This is a genomic window from Geomonas azotofigens, from assembly GCF_018919395.1.
GTDB classification, from domain to species: domain Bacteria; phylum Desulfobacterota; class Desulfuromonadia; order Geobacterales; family Geobacteraceae; genus Geomonas; species Geomonas azotofigens.
Window position 1 is genome coordinate 1 of sequence record NZ_JAHLME010000010.1, and the last position, 16,179, is coordinate 16,179.

Below are 16,179 nucleotides of genomic sequence, written 5' to 3' on the forward strand. Positions count from 1 at the left end.
AGGAAGTTGGCCGGGTCGCCGCCGTAGTGCTTGATGATGTCCATGGTGGCCATGGCGAGACCGGCGCCGTTCACGAGGCAGCCGATGTTGCCGTTAAGCGAGATGTAGGAGAGGTCGTGATGGGAGGCCTCGATTTCGTTCGGGTCCTCCTCGTCGAAGTCGCGCATGTCGCCGATCTGCAGGTGGCGGAACAGGGCGTTGTCGTCGAAGCCGAACTTGGCGTCGAGGGCGAGCAGATCCCCCTCGGCGGTGACCACCAGCGGGTTGATCTCGAGCAGGGAACAGTCGCAGGCGATGAAGGTGGCGTAGAGGTTGGTGAGGACCTTGACCGCCTTGCCGGTCAGCTTCCCCTTCAATCCGAGGCTGAAGGCGATCTTGCGGCACTGGAACTGGGTGAGGCCGACCAGGGGATCCACCGCCTCGGTGACGATCTTCTCCGGGGTGTTGGCCGCGACCTCCTCGATGTCCATGCCCCCCTCGGTCGAGGCCATCACGGTGACGCGCGAGGTGCCGCGGTCGACCAGGAGGCTCACGTAGAGCTCGTTGGCGATGTTGCAGCCGTTCTCCACCAGCACCCGGTGCACCACCTTCCCTTCCGGCCCGGTCTGGTGCGTCCTGAGCGTCATGCCGAGCATGTCGCGGGCGATCATCTGCACCTCGCTCGAGGTCCTGGCGAGCTTGACCCCGCCCCCCTTGCCGCGCCCGCCGGCGTGGATCTGCGCCTTCACCACCCAGGGCCCCTCGCCCAGACGCTTGGCCCATTCGCGGGCGCTGGCGCCGTTGTAGCAGACGTGGCCGTCGGGGACCGGCACGCCGAATTTTCTCAGGATCGCTTTGGCCTGGTATTCATGGATATTCACTGTTTCTTCTCCAAATCTGCAGCGGAATTTCTGCGGCGGTTAGCGGGGTGTTGGTACCGGGCCGGCCGATAGTGACACGCCGACGTCAGGTTGTCGAAGGGGGCCGGCGCCTGTGGCGCCGGTCCCAGGTTCCGTCCGTTTCTGGCATCAATCGTTGCCAGAGAACTCCAGGTTGGACGCGGTCATCGATTCCTTCAGGGGCACTTCCTCCGGCGAGCTGGAGGACGCGAGCCGGGATACCGCCGCGAGGCCGATCAGGGCGGCGGCGGAGAGCCAGAGGGCCGGGCTGGCGCGGTTGCCCGTCTTCTCGATGAGATAGGTACAGACGGCCGGGGTAAAACCGCCGAATATGGCGGTTGCCAGGCTGAAGGAGAGAGAAAAGGCGGTGGTTCTCACCTTGGCCGGCATGATCTCCGTCAGGAAGGGGATCATCGAGCCGTTGTAGACACCGAAGATGAAGGAGAGGAAGCTCACCACCGCCAGCAAACGGCTGAAGGAAGGGGCGGTCACCAGCCAGGACATGGCCGGGTACGAGAAGCAGAGGGTAAGGATGGTGCACAGGAACAACAGCGGCCGTCTACCGATGCGGTCCGAGATGGCCCCGCCGATAGGGAGCCAGATGAAGTTGGATATGCCGACGCAGAAGGTGGCCAGCAGGCTGTCCGATGGGCTCAGGTGCAGGGCGTGCTTGCCAAACGTGGGGATATACGCCGTGATCAGGTAAAAAGTGGTGGTAGTCATCACCGACATCATGGTGCCAAGCCCCACCTTCTGCCAGTTCTCCGCAACGGTACGGAGCACCTCCTTGTTGCTCGGATGGTGGTGACGCGCCTCGAATTCGGGGCTCTCCTTCAGTCCGCGACGGATGATGAAGATCAGGGGGATGATGATGCAGCCGATCCACATCGGAATGCGCCAGCCATAGGAGAGCATCTCGGCGGGAGGCAGGATGCTGCTTATGTACATACCGATCGCCGCCGCCATGACAACGGCGACCTGCTGGCTCGCCGATTGCCAGGCGCAGTAGAACCCCTTGTTGCCGGGAGTCGCTATCTCGGAGAGGTAGACGGAAACGCCGCCCAGTTCCACGCCCGCGGACAGCCCCTGGATCAGGCGCCCGAGCACCACCAGTATCGGCGCCAACACCCCGATGCTGCTGTATCCTGGCGTGCAGGAGATGGTGAGGGTGCCAAATGCCATCATCGCCAAGGTCATGACCAGCCCCTTGCGCCTCCCCTGGCGGTCGATGTAGGAGCCGAGGAACAGCGCGCCCAGGGGGCGCATCAGGTAGCCCGCCCCGAAGGTGGCCAGAGAAAGCATCAGCGACGTGAATTCGTTCCCCGCCGGGAAGAATGTCTTGGCGATATACGAGGCGTAGTAGCCGTAGACCATGAAATCATACATTTCCAGAAAATTGCCGGTTGCGACGCGGTAGACGTTCTTGATCCGATCTTTCCTGCTCATCGTGGGTTTCATACATCACCTCCTGTCATTCTAGTTATGGTTTGCGGTTACTCGGCGCCGAGTTTCTGCATGGTGCGCTGCTCCTTGGCGTTGCGCAAAAGAGCGCCGAAACGATAGATGCCATGGACGAACTTCCCATAGGGCATGGTGACGAAGAGCCCCAGCACCACGCCCAGGTGCACGACCACCAGCGCGGAGAGCGCCGGGGTTTCACGAAAGACGGTCAGCAGGAACCCGCTCAGGCTGGTGAGCATCAGCGAGACGAGGAACCCCGCGTCCATGCCGTTTTGTCGCGGGTCCACCAGCAGGGAGTTTCGCCTGCTTTTGAGCCAAAGGAGCCCCGCAGGACCAAGCAGCAGCCCTATTCCACCGAGCGATCCGAGCAGGAGCGGCAGGCTGCGTACCACCCCGGCGCCCCCTCGCGCGAAATCGGGGATCGGCGGGGGGCCTTCCCACCCCAGCCCGTAATGGAAGACCGTCCCGACGGCGGTTGCCGCCAGGCAGAGCCCGAAGCCGTAAAAGGTGAGGTGGTGGAACACGCGCCTGGTGTTGGAAGGGAGTTCGTCCGGATAGGCGCAACCGTTGTCGGTGCCGTCCAGATGCTTGAGCCCCAGGGTGTCGCTGATCGCCTGGAGCAAGTCCGACGCGACCAGCGGCTGAGCGTTACTGACACCGGTGTCCCTCCAGAACCGGGCGAAGCCGATGGCGAACACCCCGCAGATGAGCAGAGCTACCGTGGCGAAGGTGGCAACCATCGCCTGGTGCGACATGACCGCGTAAAAGGCCCCTTCGGCATCGCTGTGTGCGGCAAGGAGTGCCCGCGGCGTGCGCCCCGCCAGCATGATGGCCAGGATCACGAAAAGACCCGCCACTGAGACAACCCCGGTCGCCAGACCGTTTCTGCGGAACAGGGCGGCGAATGCCCCGGGCCAGGCGTACTTGCGGTAGGTCTCCAGGCGTATCTCCGCCAGCGTCTTCGGGAAATTCAGCTCGAACACCTGCGGCGGCGCGAACTGGCAGGCGTAGTAGCATTCGGTGCAGTTGTGGCAGAGGTTCGCCAGGTAGTTCAGGTCCTTCTCCGTGAAGTTGATTCTGCGCTCCATGGCAGGGAAGACGGCACAGAACCCCTCGCAATAGCGGCATGCGTTGCAAAGCCGCATGACCCGCTCCCCCTCCAGCACCAGTTCTCTTGGGATTGATTCAAGCGTTGACATGTTTGACAGCCTCCTCTCCAGCGATACGTCCGAAAATTGTTCCGATGGTCATGCCGAACCCGGCCAGGTACCCCTTGCCCAAGATGTTGCCGGCCATGATTTCACCTGCCGCGAACATGTTGTGGGACGGCTTGTCGTCCTGCATGATGATCTGGGCGCGCTCGTTGACCTTGACGCCGAGATAGGTGAAGGTGATGCCGGGGCGCAGCGGGTAGGCGTAAAAAGGTGGCGTATCCAGCGGGCGTGCCCAGTGCGATTTTGGTGGGGTGAGGCCGGCGGTGCTGCAGTCATCCAGGACGTTGTGATTGAAGTTCCCCGGCTTGATGGCGGCGTTGAACTTAGCTACGGTCTGTGACAGCGTATCCGGGTCCAGGTTCAGCTTGGCCGCCAGTTCTTTGAGAGACGTCGCCTCGATGGGGGGGAAAACTGGCGGCATGAAGGTCCCCATCGCCTTCGCATCGATGATGGAATAGCCGATCTGATCGGGCTGACCGGCCACGAGGCGTCCCCAGATCGCGTAGCGCTTGGGCCAGAAGTCTTCCCCCTCGTCGTAGAAGCGGAGTGCGTGTCTGTTGACCACGATCCCCAGCGACACGCAGTCCACCCTGGTGACGATGCCGCCGTCGAAGTTCGGGGCACGGGCGTCGATGGCGACCGCATGGCACTGGGTAGGATCGCCGACGCTCTTGACACCCTGGTCCATCAAAAAGCGCAGGATGTTCCCCTTGTCGTAGGGGGTGCCGCGGATGATGAAGTTGTTGGCGGCCTCGCCCCAAGCCTCCTTGAGCCAGGCGATGTTGGACTGGAACCCCCCGGCCGCGGCGATGAGGGTCTTGGCGTGGACCTCGTGGGTGAAGCCTTTGCGGGCGAAGACTGCGGAGGTGAACGTGTTGTCCTTGATCTTCAGTTCGACCACCTCGGAGTTGTACTCGATGTCGACACCGAGCTTTTCCGCGGTGCGGTAATAGGCGTTGACGAGGAACTTGCCGCCCCCCAGGAAAAAGGCGTTGGTGCGGGAGAGGTGGAGCGTACCGCCAAGTGACGGCTGGAAACGGACGCCGTGGCGCACCATCCACTCCCGGCAGTGGGCGGAGTGGCGGATCGTCATCCGGGCGAGCTGTTCGTTCGTTTCCCCCCCGGTCACCTTGAGCAGGTCTTCCCAGTATTCGCTCTCCGAGTAGCTGTCCGTCAGCACGTCCGCCGGGTGGTCGTGCATGCAGCGCAGATTGCGGGTATGCCTGCTGTTGCCCCCCCGGAAATCCTTGGGTGCCCCTTCGAGCAAGAGCACGCTTGCTCCGGCGCGGCGCGCCGTGATGGCGGCGCAAAGGGCTGCGTTCCCGCCTCCTACAATCAGGACGTCGTAGGTTCGTGTTAAATCCATAATCACTGCTCCTTTCCCTTCGTTGTCTGGCGCATTTTCCGATGAAGCGTTTTAAAAACCGAACACTCGTTCGAACGGCGCTGCACCGGCTGCCAGCCTCAATTCATAGGCAGGTTTCAGCAACAGGGATGCCATGAGGGGGGAGAGGTGATAAGCGCTTGATTTCGTATACAAAACTATGTTTTGGTTGGTAGAAAGAGGGGCTGAAGGGGTAAGACGTCCGTCTTGGCCCGCGCAGCGGGAGGAGAGGCGTTTCGTTAAAAATCAGGGTGTTGCGTAGGTCATGACGAACGTCATGACCATTCCATTTGTCATGACGGTTCGTACAAGGGGAGTTGCAAAGGGGGGGGGGTGCGGGTGAAAAAAAGCGGCAGGAATGAAAAACGGCGCAACCACAGAGGGTTGCGCCGTCGGAGACGACCATGAAACTACGGTGCGGATCGCTTTCGCATTGAGTTCAGCCGCTTGTTAAGGCCCGACTGTGTCATGCCGAGCAGGCGGGCCGCTATGGTCTGGTTCCCCCCGGCGCGCTCCATGGCGTCGGCCATCAGCAACTCGATGGCCTCGTTGAAGGTGGGGAGGCGTTCGAAGCAGGCAAACGGCTTCAGCTCGGAACCGGGGACGGTGGCTGGCCCCAGGGCTCCTTCGACACAGTTGATCGCCTTGTTGAAGGAGTCAAGGGAAAGAACCCTGCCTTGGTGGGTACTCACGGCATCGAAGACCATCGCCTTCAGCTCGCGGATGTTGCCGGGAAAGCCGTAGGTGGAGAGGAGTTGCACCAACTCCTTGGGCGGGGTCGGCTTCTTCTTGCCGAACGCGCCGGCCGCCTCCGCCAGAAAATGATCAACGAGCAGGGGAAGGTCCCCTTTGCGCTCCCTCAATGGTGGTATCTGGACATGGTGGGTGCGCAGCCGATAATAAAGGTCCCGCCGGAAGGTCCCGGCAGCCTGCCTGGCCGCCAGATCGTGGTGGGTGGCAACTATCACTCGCGCGCGAAGCCGCTTCGGAACGTCGGATCCCAGCGGGAAGTATTCGCCGCTTTGCAGGAGCCGCAGCAGTTTTACCTGGGACGACGGGCTCAGGTCCCCGATCTCATCCAGAAACAGGGTCCCGTCCGCCGCCTCCTCGATCATCCCGCGCCGCGCCACGTCCGCACCGGTGAACGCGCCGCGCACATGTCCGAACAGCGTGTCGGCAAAGACGTTGTCATCGAGACCGGCCACGTTTACCGCGACCAGCGCACCCCGGCACCGGCTCAGGTTGTGGGCGACCTGGGCGAAGAGCTCCTTGCCAACGCCGCTCTCGCCGCCGATCAGCAGGGGTTCGCTGCTCCTGGAGACCGCTTCCAGGTAGGAGAAGATGGCATGCATGCCGGGGTCGACGCTGACGATGGACTGAAAGGCTTCGGGGTGCTTCAGCTTGCGGCCCAGGATGCAGGCGGACATCTGCCGGTTTTCACGTTGCAGTTCCAGCATCTTTATGGCCCGCAGCACACCGCTGGCGATGCTTCCCTCCTCGGCGGTCTTGACGAAATAGTCGAAGGCCCCGATCTTCATGCATTGCACCGCGTTCTGGATCTGATTGAGGCCGCTGACGATGATGGTCGCGACTTCCGGGTGCCGCTCGCAGATCAGAGCCAAAAGTTCCTCTCCCCCCTGATGTGGCATGGTCAGGTCCAAAAGAACGAGGCCCACCGCCCCACGGTCCAGTATGTCCATGACCTCGCGGCTGTCTTGGCAGGTGACTATGTTGGTGATGCCGGCCCATTCCAGTGCGAGTGAGAAGGTCTGCAGCCAGGAAGGCTCATCGTCTACCAAGAGAATGCTGAAGGAAGGGAAGAGGGGATCGCCCATGTCTTTGATATCCTATGCTGTCGGCAGGGAAAGTGTGACGGTGGTCCCGGTGCCGGGTTCCGAGGCGAATTCCAACAGACCGCCATGCTCCTTGACGATGCCCGCCGAAACCGAGAGGCCGAGGCCGGTTCCTCCCGTCTCACGTTTGGTCGTATAGAAAGGGTCGGTAAGATGCAGGAGCTGTTCGGAGTCGATGCCGATTCCTTCATCCCGCACCTTGAGCACCACTTTTCCCTGCTTCCGTTCAAAAGAGGTGGAGACGAAGATGCGCCGCTCCTGGTCGGGGAGAGCCTGGCACGCGTTCAGGATCAGGTTGACCACGACCTGCTCGATGCGCTGGGCGTTGCCCATGACCTTGGGAAGGTCGTCCGCATAGCTGGCGGTAAACCCGCGCGTTGCCTTGCGGATTGAGCTTTCTATCAGGCGTGTCGCGGCCTGCACCACGTCGTTCATATCGAATGGTTCCATGCTGGCAGCGTCGCTTTGACGGGCGAAGTCCTTGAGATCATCGACAATCCGTTTGATTCGCTTGGCGCCCTCGTGGACCTCATGGAGCAACGCCGGGATCCTGTTCCGCATGCGGGAATAGGGGAGCTGTCCGCACATGAAGTCGCCGTGTTCCCGGCAGTAATCCTCAAGCACCTTGCTCACGGCATCCTGCGATTCCTTCAATATCGGCATGCTCATCAGTATGAGCCCGTTGGGGTTATTGATCTCGTGGGCTACACCGGAGACCAGGATACCCAGCGATGCCAGCTTGTCCGCCTGGACGAGTTTGTCCTGGTGCAGGCGCAATTCCTCCAGGGCACGTTCCTTTTCGGAGACCTCAAGCGCCAGTTCCCTGGTACGCTGGTTGACGCGATTTTGCAGGGAACGGGACCAGACAAAGGTCCCGGCCAAAAGAAGCACGAGCGGAAACAACGTCATGGCGCCGTACTGCAGGGCCTTGTCCCAGCTGACCTTCTTGGGCTCCAGCACGCCGAGCCACTTGTCGTAAATCTGCTGGTACTGCCCGGTCTTGATGAGAATTGCGAGACCTTCGTTGAGTCGCGACTGCAGCGCATGGTTCCCCTTCCTGACGGCGAAGGAGAACTTGTAGGAGGCGATGTTTTTATTCACCGGGACAAGGTTCGATAGCTTGTTTTCCCGGATGATGTACATGGAAGGGAGCAGGGCCGTCACCGTGTAGTCACAGCGGCCCGAGGCCAGCAACCTCAGCGCGTCGGCAACGGTATCGGCGGGCACGAGATCGTCGCCGAAGCCGAGCAGTTTCAACCGGTCGTGCATGGCCCCGTCGCGAAAGACGATTACCTTATGGCCTCTCAACTCCTCCAGGGATCCCACGGGGGGTGTCCCTTTGCGTGCGAAGATGGCGTGCTGCACGATGGAATGAGGAGACGGGTAGTCAAAGAACGCTTCTCGCTCGGGGGTGTGCGACATACCCAAGCTCATGTCGATCCTGCCGGCAGCGAGGTCGCTGCGCACCTTAGACCACTCATTGAGCTGGATCCTGACGTCCATCCCCATCACCTCGGCGACAGCTCGCACCAAATCCACGGTAAAGCCGGCAGGCTGGCCGTTTTTGTCGACGAACTCGTAGGGAGGGTAGTTGCGGTTGCCGCTGACACGGATGATATTACTTCTTCCGGGAACAGGGCCGTCATCACCCTGGCCCCCTACCAGAATGCCGTCAACGGGGGCGGAGGCAAGGCATGAGGAAGCAAGGCCAAGCAGTAAGCACACTGCGGAGACAATGCGGATTACGAAACCCACGTCAACCTCACCTCGCCGCGCCAGCGTACTTTCAGTGTCGACTCCTTATCAATCTAAACTAAAGTAAATCCTCGTTTTTCCTGTTTATATCAAATTCAACGAGACCCTGTAAACAAATTCCATCCCTCTCCTTCTGCACAAAAGCTCCGCACAAGCCATGGCAGGACATCTTGGTATCTTTGAACGGGTGGCCCTTTTGTTGCTGTGCCTTTCTTTAATGTCTCCTTGATGCTCATCCATTTTCTTAATAGCTCTGCTCTCGCGCGGCTTGTGCCTCATCCGCCGCATCCCTTCGTGTCCACGACCCACAAGCCGCGGCTCTCCCTCCCTTGGGCACCCCCCATCAATACTCCGCGGCCATGGCCAGGGCGCGCTGGACTTTCACGGAGAGGGTGGCTTCGCGCAACGGCTTGGGTATGAAGTCGAAAAAACCGCGGCGCAGGGCGGTGGCCTCCTCGTCCACTGTGGCGGTCGAGGTGATCAGTATCACGGGGACGTTGGCGGTCTCGGGGAAGGTGCGCAGGCTCTCCAACACGGCATAGCCGTTCAGCTTGGGCATCTCCTTGTCGGTTATCACCAGGTCGAAACGGTTGGACATGATCTCCTTGAACGCTTCCATGCCGTCGGCGGCACAGACCACGTGGTACCCCTTGCGTTTCAGGGAGGAGCTGATGAACTGGCTCACGGCCTGGTCGTCGTCCACGATGAGGACGCTTTTCTTGTCGGATGCCGCTGCCGGTGCGGATTTCAGGTAGTGCAGCTTGATGGCGAGCATGATCTCGCGCCGGGGGGCCACGTAGGGCAGTACGGTAAGACCATGTTCTTCCGTCAAGGTACGCAGCACACCGGAAAGGGTCGGGTCGCTGATGGCGACGGCCAACTTCCCGTCCTGCATCTTCAGCGGAAAGATCAGATTGGCCAGGGCCGCCTTGGTCGGGATCAACCCGAGCAGTGCCTCGGAATACTTGTAGCGGTGAAAGTCCCCGAGGAACTTCATGCCGTGCTGCTGCGCCAGCGCCTGGGCGAGCTCATCGGGCGTGACCAGTTCCAACTCCTCCAGCACGGTGCCGAAACGCTTTCCCTTCTTGCGCGCGTAGCCGACCAGCCTTTCCACCGTCAGGGCGGAAAGTATCCCCTTCTCGACAAAGATCTCCCCCAACTTCTTCCTGGATGAGCCCTCGCTTCGCTGCGCCTCTCGCTGTGAACGCTCCATCTCTCCCCCTGGCCACCGGCGGGCTTCCTCGTCGGGACGCAAAAAAGCCGGGGCTGAATATCGTCTGATATTTCGGCAACCCGGCTGTCTCGTGGAGACCCTTTAGGCTTTCCGCCCCATTCTCGCGAATGGTTTAGTATTGTCGTGTATCGCTAATTAATTTTCTCCCAGTCATTACACTCACAAGGCCTCCTTTGTCAAGGGAAACAAAGAGGCACTGGCAATGAAGGAATCCCGGTGCCTGCTCCCGCAGGTTTCTTTTATCCCGATAGCAACCTGCACTGTGTCGCGTCTTTCCCCGAACAGCCGCTCGGCCTCTTCTAAAAGCATTGCAGCAGAGAGTATGACATCGAACACTGATACTTGTGGTCAGTAGTGGGAGAAGATTTCCGTTTTCCTGACTTAAGTCTGAAGTCCTGGGCCCGATGAGTGAACAGGTTGCTGGAAGAAAAGAGCAGACAAATAGAATCATCCAGGAGGGACAATGAAACGATTGGTCTTTTTCATGTTGCTGTCCGGCGTGGTGACGGGCTGTGCCTCGACCACTCCCGTCGTGATCAATGACGGTGCCAGGAGCCGCGCCTTCATTCCGTGCACTGCCGATTCTCTTTGCTTTCGCGACGGGTACAACGTGACCTGGGACAACTGGTGCCCCAACATCAACCGCGACTTCCCGGTGTCCTACCGGCTGAAGCAATTCGAATACCTGTCCAACCGCGTGGAGTACATCCTGCAGCCGCGCACCGAGATCGGACGCCCGGGAGGTGACCTGTGAGATACCACGTCAAGACCTTGGCACTCGTTGCCGCCATCGGACTCCTGTCGGCATGTGCCAACTCGGCCACCATGGCCCCCGCGTCCATGCACCGCGATGCCGACGGCTACCAGAAAGAGAGCCTCGCCTCGGACCAGCGCTACATCGTCGACGAGTCGCTGCAGGTCCAGGACAGCCTGACCCAGGTGGGCAAATTCAACGCCCGGATGATCTTCATGACCGACCAGCTGGAGCGGAACGCCGACCGGAAGAGCCTGGAGAACACCTTCATCGTCACCAGCTTCGTGAATCTCGACAACCTCAACGAGACCACCTCCTTCGGCAGGCTGGTCGCCGAGGACGTGATCCACGAACTCCAGGTCCGCAAGTGGAAGGTCTACGAGGTCAGGCTTGCCAAGGACACCACCGTCAACGAGCACGGCGAGTTTTCCTTAAGCCGCGACATACAGAAGATCCGGGCCCTGTACAAGATCGGCGGCGTGGTCACCGGGACCTATTCCGTCGCCGACAACCATCTCATCGTCAACGCCAGGGTCATGGACATCGGCACCGGGCTGGTGATCTCCTCGGGGCAGATCCATCTCCCCAGGAACCACTACATCGACAGCCTGCTCTTTCGCGAGGACAAGCTGAGCACCATGAAGATCGTCGGGGATACCCCCTACAGCTGCCGGGACATCCCGACCTGCTGGGGCGGCCAGAGCACGCCAGGGGAGGGGAGCCGTAAATGAACCCCCTGCGCCTGGTGCTCCTCGCCCTCGTCAGCTGTTCCCTCCTGTCGGGATGCGCGGGGACCCTTCCCATCACGGTGGGGGGGGATTGCCACAACAAGACCCTGCCCATGCTGCTCGACGCGACCGACATGAAGACCCTGTTCCACGACATGGCCCTGGAGTTGTGCACCGACAAGTGCGCCGACCGCCAGACCTGCGGGGCGCCCGCCTCCTGCAAGGAGGAGCCCGGAGGCCGGGCGACGGTCATGGTGACCGACTTCGCCGACCTGCAGAGCCTCGTCCCGAGCCAGTCGGGGATGCTCATGGGCGAGCTGATGCGGGGCGGGCTGAACTCGGTGTGCTGCTACAAGATCGTGCAGGCGGAGTTCGGCAAGTACTTCAAGCTCTCCGAAAACGGCCTGGTGGTGCTGACCCGCCGGGCCACCGAGGTGAAGAAAAATGAGTACCAGCAGCCCGAGGCGGTGGTGGGGACCTATACCTACCTGAGCAACAACAAGGTCCTCGTCTTCGCGCGCAAGATGGACACCGAGACCGGCACCATCTCCAAGATGGTGACCCGGGAGCTGACCTATGCCTGCGGCGGAAGCTCGGTAATCAGCTACACCGTGAAGTAGATCGGACGCGGGCCCCGCGCGGCCGGGAAGGCTGCAACGCCGCCAGAACATGAAAGGCCTACCTCCTGCCGGGGTAGGCCTTTCACTATGGAAGCGCCTACCCCCGCTGGACGGGGAGGCATACGGTCACCTTGGTGCCGCGGCCGGGCTGGGACTGGAATTGCAGGGTGCCGCCATGCTCCTTGACGATGGAGGAGGAGATGTACAACCCCAGCCCGGTCCCCCCCTTGTTGATCCTCATGGTGAAGAAGGGCTCGGTGAGCCGCGCGAGCACCTCCTCGGTCATGCCGTCCCCCTGGTCCTCGACGCTCAGGTTCACCGTCTCCCGCTCGGCGTCGTACCAGGTCGCCACCACCACGCCGCTGTTCTTGTCGGGAAGCGACTGCAGCGCGTTCATGACCAGGTTGATCACCACCTGGTCGATCTGCTGCTGGCTCCCCCGCACGGCGGGGAGGTTCTGCACGAGCTCCATCTTGTACCTGTCGGTGTGGCGCTGGATGTGGTGCCACAGGATGGCGGCGGAGTTTTCCACCGAGCGGTTCACGTCGATGGTCCCCTGCATGTCCAGCTCGGCGGGCTTGCTGAAGTTCCTCATGTCCCGCACGATCTTGTCGATCTGCTGCGATCCCCCCCTGATGCCGTCGTGCAGCTGGGGGACCATGTCCAGGACCTCGTCGTAGGGGAAGCCCCCAAGGTCGAAGCTCCCCTCCGCCTCCCTGAGCGCCCGCAGCCGGAGCAGGGCATCCCTGGTGATCTGGGTCAGGACGGTGTTGTTGATGGAGATGCAGTGGTTGGGGTTGTTGATCTCGTGCGCCACGCTTGATACCAGCATCCCCAGCGAGGTCATCTTGTTGGTCTGGATCAGCTTGGCCTGGGTGGCACGGATCTCCTGCTCCAGGCGGAGTTTCTCGGAGATGTCCCGGATGGAGCAGAGCACGATCTCCTCGTCCTTGAGCCGGATCCTGGTCCCCCTGAAGGAGATGACGATCTTCTCTCCCCCCGCCTTGTGGCTCACCGCGCGCTTCAGGAATCCCTGCGAGTCGTGGTGCCCGGCGAGCTCAGCCCTGATCTTCGCCAGGTCCCCGGCGTCGATGAGGGCGTCCATCCTGAGGTGGGGGAGGTCCGCCGGGCGCAGCCCGTAGAGCGTCAGCGCCGCGGGGTTGGCATCGATCACCTGCAGGGTCTCCAGCTTCATCAGGATGACCGGGTCGTCGTTTTGCACGAAGACCTGGTAGAAGCGCTCCTCGCTCTCCCGGAGCTCGCTCTTGGCCCGGGCGAAGTCGGTGATGTCGCGCCCCTCGGCGACCAGGTAGATCACCGCGCCCGCCTCGTCACGGATGGGGGAGAGGGAGAAGTCGACGTGGCGCACCCCTCCCTCGTGGTCGATGTGGGTGGTCTCGAAACGGGCGGGGATACCCTGGCAGCCGCTGGCTATCGCGGCGCGCAGCCGCTCGCGCAGTTCCGCGTCGTGGCGCCACCAGGGGGTGTCCCAGTAGGGGCGTCCAAGGACCGCCTCCTTGCTCGCCCCGACCAGCGCCAGCGCGGTGCGGTTCGCGTCGACCAGGGTTCCGTCCGGGGTGAGCAGCCCCTGGTAGTGGAAGGCGTGGTCGGTGACCGAGCGCAAAAGCCGCTCGCTCGCCACGATCCGCTGCTCCCGGTGCCGGATCTCGTCCGCCATGCTCTGCAGGTCGCCCGCCAGTTGTTCCACCTCGGCGATCTCGCCCCTGGGCCAGGGGGAGCTCTCGCCGCGGGTCACCCTGCGGGCGAAGGTGGCCAGTTCCTCCAGGCGGCGCGAGAGGCGGCGGGCCAGGAAGAGCGAGGCGGAGAGGGCCAGGAGCAGGGCCGCCACCGCCCCGGCGGCCACGTTGTGCGTGGTGATGACCACGGACCGGTAGGCGTTTTGTACCGGCTGGGCGACCAGGACGTACCATCCGATATGCGTGGATTTCATCATGGTGCCGGTGAGGGCGCGCCCACCCAGGGTGAATTCGCCGCTCACGGGCTCCTCCGAGCGAAGCCCGCGGCGCACCAGGGGGATCTCCCCGACGAAGCGGGGCACGGGAAGGCCGGTCACGCCCTGGTCGGCGATCACCTGCCCGCCGCCGTCGATCAGGATGATCGCCTGCCCGGCGCTCCCGACGATGTCGCGCATGGAGCGGACCAGCTTGGCGAGGTCCACCTCGCCGATGACGACCAGGTCGCCGCTTGGAACCCCGACCGCGACCGACACCCCCTTGCCGAAGGCGGAGACGAAGGTGTTGGACCAGACGGCCTCCCCGAGGCGCCGGGTGTCGAGAAAGAGCCGCTCGTGGGCGAGGCTGGTCCTTGCCAGGGTGTGGTGGTCGGCTTCGGTGTGGTGGTGGTCCTTGCGGATCCCCGCGGCCTTGATGCGGCCGTCGGGGAACACCGCGTAGAGGAGGTTCAGCGAGGACGACGACTCCACCTCGGTGTCGAGGATCTCCTGGAGGTCGGCGAGGTAGCCGGGTCTGTGCAGGGGGAGGGCGGCGACCGCCCTGACGTCGGTGAGCGCGGCGGAGAGGTAGTTGTCCATGGCCACCCCGAACGCCCGCGCCAGTTCGCGCTGACCCGACTCCACATCCTTCTTGATGTGGGGGAGCAGCAGGAAAACGTTCAGGAAGACGACCAGCAGGAAGGGGATGACCGCCAGAAAGGTCGACTGCAGCGACAGTATCCTGCGAAAACGGTGCGTGGCCACAGAGGCTCCTCGTGCCGGGGCGGAGCGCGGCCGTCCCCGGGAAATCCGCGAAAAAAACTCTTTTGCTTTTAACATTTTGACGATAAGGTGGCAAATACTCATTTGACTATTAGCATTAGCGGATAGTGAAAGGCGGCGGAGCGCACATGTCAGCACAGGGAAACAAGAAGGGCGCGGCGGACCTCATCCTCCTCGTGGATGACGAGCCGCAGATACTGTTCGGATCGTCGGTGATGCTGCGGCAGGCGGGGCTTGGGCGGGTGAGGACGCTGGAGGACATCCGCCAGCTGTTGCCGCTTTTGGCCGAGGAGGAGCCGGGGGTGATCGTCCTCGACCTGCAGATGCCGCACATATCGGGCAAGGAGATGCTCGGGGAGCTCAGCTGCGGCTATCCCGGCATTCCGGTCATCATCGTCACCGCGGCCAACGAGGTCGACACCGCCATCGACTGCATGAAGCTCGGCGCCTTCGACTACATCGTGAAGCCGGTGGACGCCACCCGCTTCGTGACCAGCGTCAGGAAGGCGCTGGACCGCAACACCATGCAGCGCGAGATCGAGTCGCTGCGCGAGTCGCTTTTGACCGGCAGGCCCGCCAACGAAGAGGCCTTCACGTCCATCAAGACCAGGAGCCCGCGCATGAAGGCGATCTTCAGCTATCTGGAGGCGGTGGCTCCCACCGAGCAGCCGGTGCTGATCACCGGCGAGACGGGGGTGGGCAAGGAGCTCATCGCGCGCGCCCTGCACGAGCTGAGCGGGCGGCGCGGGGCGTTCGTCCCGGTCAACAGCGCCGGGGTGGATGACCACGTCTTCTCCGACACCCTGTTCGGGCACAAGAAGGGGGCCTTCACCGGTGCCGACCACGGGCGCGACGGCATGATCGTCCGCGCCGCCGGGGGGACGCTCTTTCTCGACGAGATCGGCGAGATGTCGCCCCCCACCCAGGTGAAGCTCCTGCGCCTTTTGCAGGAAGGGGAGTACTACCCGCTGGGGTCCGACCTCCCCGCCGCCAACCGGGCCCGGGTCGTGGTCGCCACCAACCGCGACCTCGCCGCCGCCATCAGCGAGGGGAGCTTTCGCCGCGACCTCTACTACCGGCTCTGCGCCCACCAGGTGCACATCCCGCCGCTGCGCGAGCGGACCGAGGACATCCCGCTCCTTTTGGAGACCTTCGTCGAGGAGGCGGCGCACACGCTGCACAAGGAGGTTCCGGAGTACCCCTACGAGCTGGCGAGCCTCCTGGCCGGGTACAGCTTCCCCGGCAACATCAGGGAATTGCGCGCCCTGGTCTTCGACGTGGTGACCCGGCACCAGCGGGGCAAGCTCCCCCTGGCCCCGTTTCGCGACGCCACCGGCGTCGGTGTTCCGGCGACGGTGGCGTCGCTCGACGACGGGGGACGGTGGCTGAACCTCGCCGACGGCTTCCCCACCCTGGCGCAGCTCACCCAGAGTCTCATCGAGGCCGCGCTGAAGCGCTCGGGGGGGAACCAGCGCGCCGCCGCCGAGCTTTTGGGCATAAGCCGCCAGGCCCTCAATCAGAGAATTAGCAAGAAATAATGTAGTGCTTTCTCCTACTTCCCCCT

General features: G+C 62.5%; 12 protein-coding genes and 1 riboswitch. Of the genes, 4 read left to right on the forward strand and 8 right to left on the reverse strand.

The annotated features are described in order from the left end of the window. From sucC to KOL99_RS20415, 7 genes are all read right to left on the reverse strand, one after another. Positions 1 to 860 (reverse strand): ADP-forming succinate--CoA ligase subunit beta (gene sucC / locus KOL99_RS20385; protein WP_216512303.1); only part of this gene is annotated, 860 nt, incomplete at its 3' end. Positions 861 to 1,007: 147 nt separating this feature from the next. Next, complete coding sequence (gene tcuC / locus KOL99_RS20390; protein ID WP_216512304.1) at positions 1,008 to 2,336, reverse strand: MFS transporter; 1,329 nt, start codon at positions 2,334 to 2,336, stop codon at positions 1,008 to 1,010. Positions 2,337 to 2,371: 35 nt separating this feature from the next. Then, entirely contained in the window at positions 2,372 to 3,538 is a 1,167-nt protein-coding gene (gene tcuB / locus KOL99_RS20395; RefSeq protein WP_216512305.1) for a tricarballylate utilization 4Fe-4S protein TcuB, read from the reverse strand. Further along, positions 3,525 to 4,919 carry an FAD-dependent tricarballylate dehydrogenase TcuA gene (tcuA, locus tag KOL99_RS20400; RefSeq protein WP_216512306.1) on the reverse strand — a complete coding sequence of 465 codons (1,395 nt, stop codon included), beginning with the start codon at positions 4,917 to 4,919 and terminating at the stop codon, positions 3,525 to 3,527. Before tcuA ends, tcuB begins: the two co-directional genes overlap by 14 nt. 428 nt (positions 4,920 to 5,347) lie before the next feature. Next, positions 5,348 to 6,772 carry a sigma-54-dependent transcriptional regulator gene (locus KOL99_RS20405; protein WP_216512307.1) on the reverse strand — a complete coding sequence of 475 codons (1,425 nt, stop codon included), beginning with the start codon at positions 6,770 to 6,772 and terminating at the stop codon, positions 5,348 to 5,350. Between the two features lie 12 nt (positions 6,773 to 6,784). Further along, positions 6,785 to 8,545: a transporter substrate-binding domain-containing protein gene (locus KOL99_RS20410; protein WP_328760871.1), complete on the reverse strand. Its 1,761-nt coding sequence runs from the start codon at positions 8,543 to 8,545 to the stop codon at positions 6,785 to 6,787. 343 nt (positions 8,546 to 8,888) lie between these two features. Further along, positions 8,889 to 9,758, reverse strand: coding sequence for a response regulator (locus KOL99_RS20415; RefSeq protein ID WP_216512308.1), 870 nt, complete (start codon positions 9,756 to 9,758; stop codon positions 8,889 to 8,891). Positions 9,759 to 9,829: 71 nt separating this feature from the next. After that, positions 9,830 to 9,906, reverse strand: a riboswitch (cyclic di-GMP riboswitch). A 336-nt stretch (positions 9,907 to 10,242) separates the two neighbouring features. Here KOL99_RS20415 and KOL99_RS20420 point away from each other — a divergent pair. From KOL99_RS20420 to KOL99_RS20430, 3 genes are read left to right on the forward strand one after another with little or no spacing between them, the layout of a single operon-like run. Further along, a complete protein-coding gene (locus tag KOL99_RS20420; RefSeq protein WP_216512309.1) occupies positions 10,243 to 10,533 on the forward strand; it encodes a hypothetical protein in 291 nt (96 codons plus the stop codon). Then, entirely contained in the window at positions 10,530 to 11,264 is a 735-nt protein-coding gene (locus KOL99_RS20425; protein ID WP_216512310.1) for a FlgO family outer membrane protein, read from the forward strand. Before KOL99_RS20420 ends, KOL99_RS20425 begins: the two co-directional genes overlap by 4 nt. Continuing rightward, positions 11,261 to 11,881 (forward strand): FlgO family outer membrane protein, encoded by a 621-nt coding sequence (locus KOL99_RS20430; protein WP_216512311.1) that lies wholly within the window; start codon positions 11,261 to 11,263, stop codon positions 11,879 to 11,881. The genes KOL99_RS20425 and KOL99_RS20430 overlap by 4 nt, the downstream gene beginning before the upstream one ends. A 97-nt stretch (positions 11,882 to 11,978) precedes the next feature. Here the strand turns inward: KOL99_RS20430 and KOL99_RS21945 are convergent, their stop codons facing one another. Further along, positions 11,979 to 14,597: a PAS domain S-box protein gene (locus tag KOL99_RS21945; RefSeq protein WP_216512312.1), complete on the reverse strand. Its 2,619-nt coding sequence runs from the start codon at positions 14,595 to 14,597 to the stop codon at positions 11,979 to 11,981. Between the two features lie 146 nt (positions 14,598 to 14,743). Here KOL99_RS21945 and KOL99_RS20440 point away from each other — a divergent pair, with 146 nt between their 5' ends. Beyond that, positions 14,744 to 16,153, forward strand: coding sequence for a sigma-54-dependent transcriptional regulator (locus KOL99_RS20440; protein ID WP_216512313.1), 1,410 nt, complete (start codon positions 14,744 to 14,746; stop codon positions 16,151 to 16,153). The last annotated feature ends 26 nt before the right edge of the window (positions 16,154 to 16,179 follow it).

What these genes read in the sequence shown, in the direction of transcription:
- KOL99_RS20440 (WP_216512313.1), top strand. Translation starts at nt 14,744, where the DNA reads ATGTCAGCACAGGGAAACAAGAAGGGCGCGGCGGACCTCATCCTCCTC.
- tcuA (WP_216512306.1), bottom strand. Translation starts at nt 4,919, where the DNA reads ATGGATTTAACACGAACCTACGACGTCCTGATTGTAGGAGGCGGGAAC.
- KOL99_RS20430 (WP_216512311.1), top strand. Translation starts at nt 11,261, where the DNA reads ATGAACCCCCTGCGCCTGGTGCTCCTCGCCCTCGTCAGCTGTTCCCTC.
- KOL99_RS20405 (WP_216512307.1), bottom strand. Translation starts at nt 6,772, where the DNA reads ATGGGCGATCCCCTCTTCCCTTCCTTCAGCATTCTCTTGGTAGACGAT.
- KOL99_RS20420 (WP_216512309.1), top strand. Translation starts at nt 10,243, where the DNA reads ATGAAACGATTGGTCTTTTTCATGTTGCTGTCCGGCGTGGTGACGGGC.
- tcuC (WP_216512304.1), bottom strand. Translation starts at nt 2,336, where the DNA reads ATGAAACCCACGATGAGCAGGAAAGATCGGATCAAGAACGTCTACCGC.
- KOL99_RS20415 (WP_216512308.1), bottom strand. Translation starts at nt 9,758, where the DNA reads ATGGAGCGTTCACAGCGAGAGGCGCAGCGAAGCGAGGGCTCATCCAGG.
- tcuB (WP_216512305.1), bottom strand. Translation starts at nt 3,538, where the DNA reads ATGTCAACGCTTGAATCAATCCCAAGAGAACTGGTGCTGGAGGGGGAG.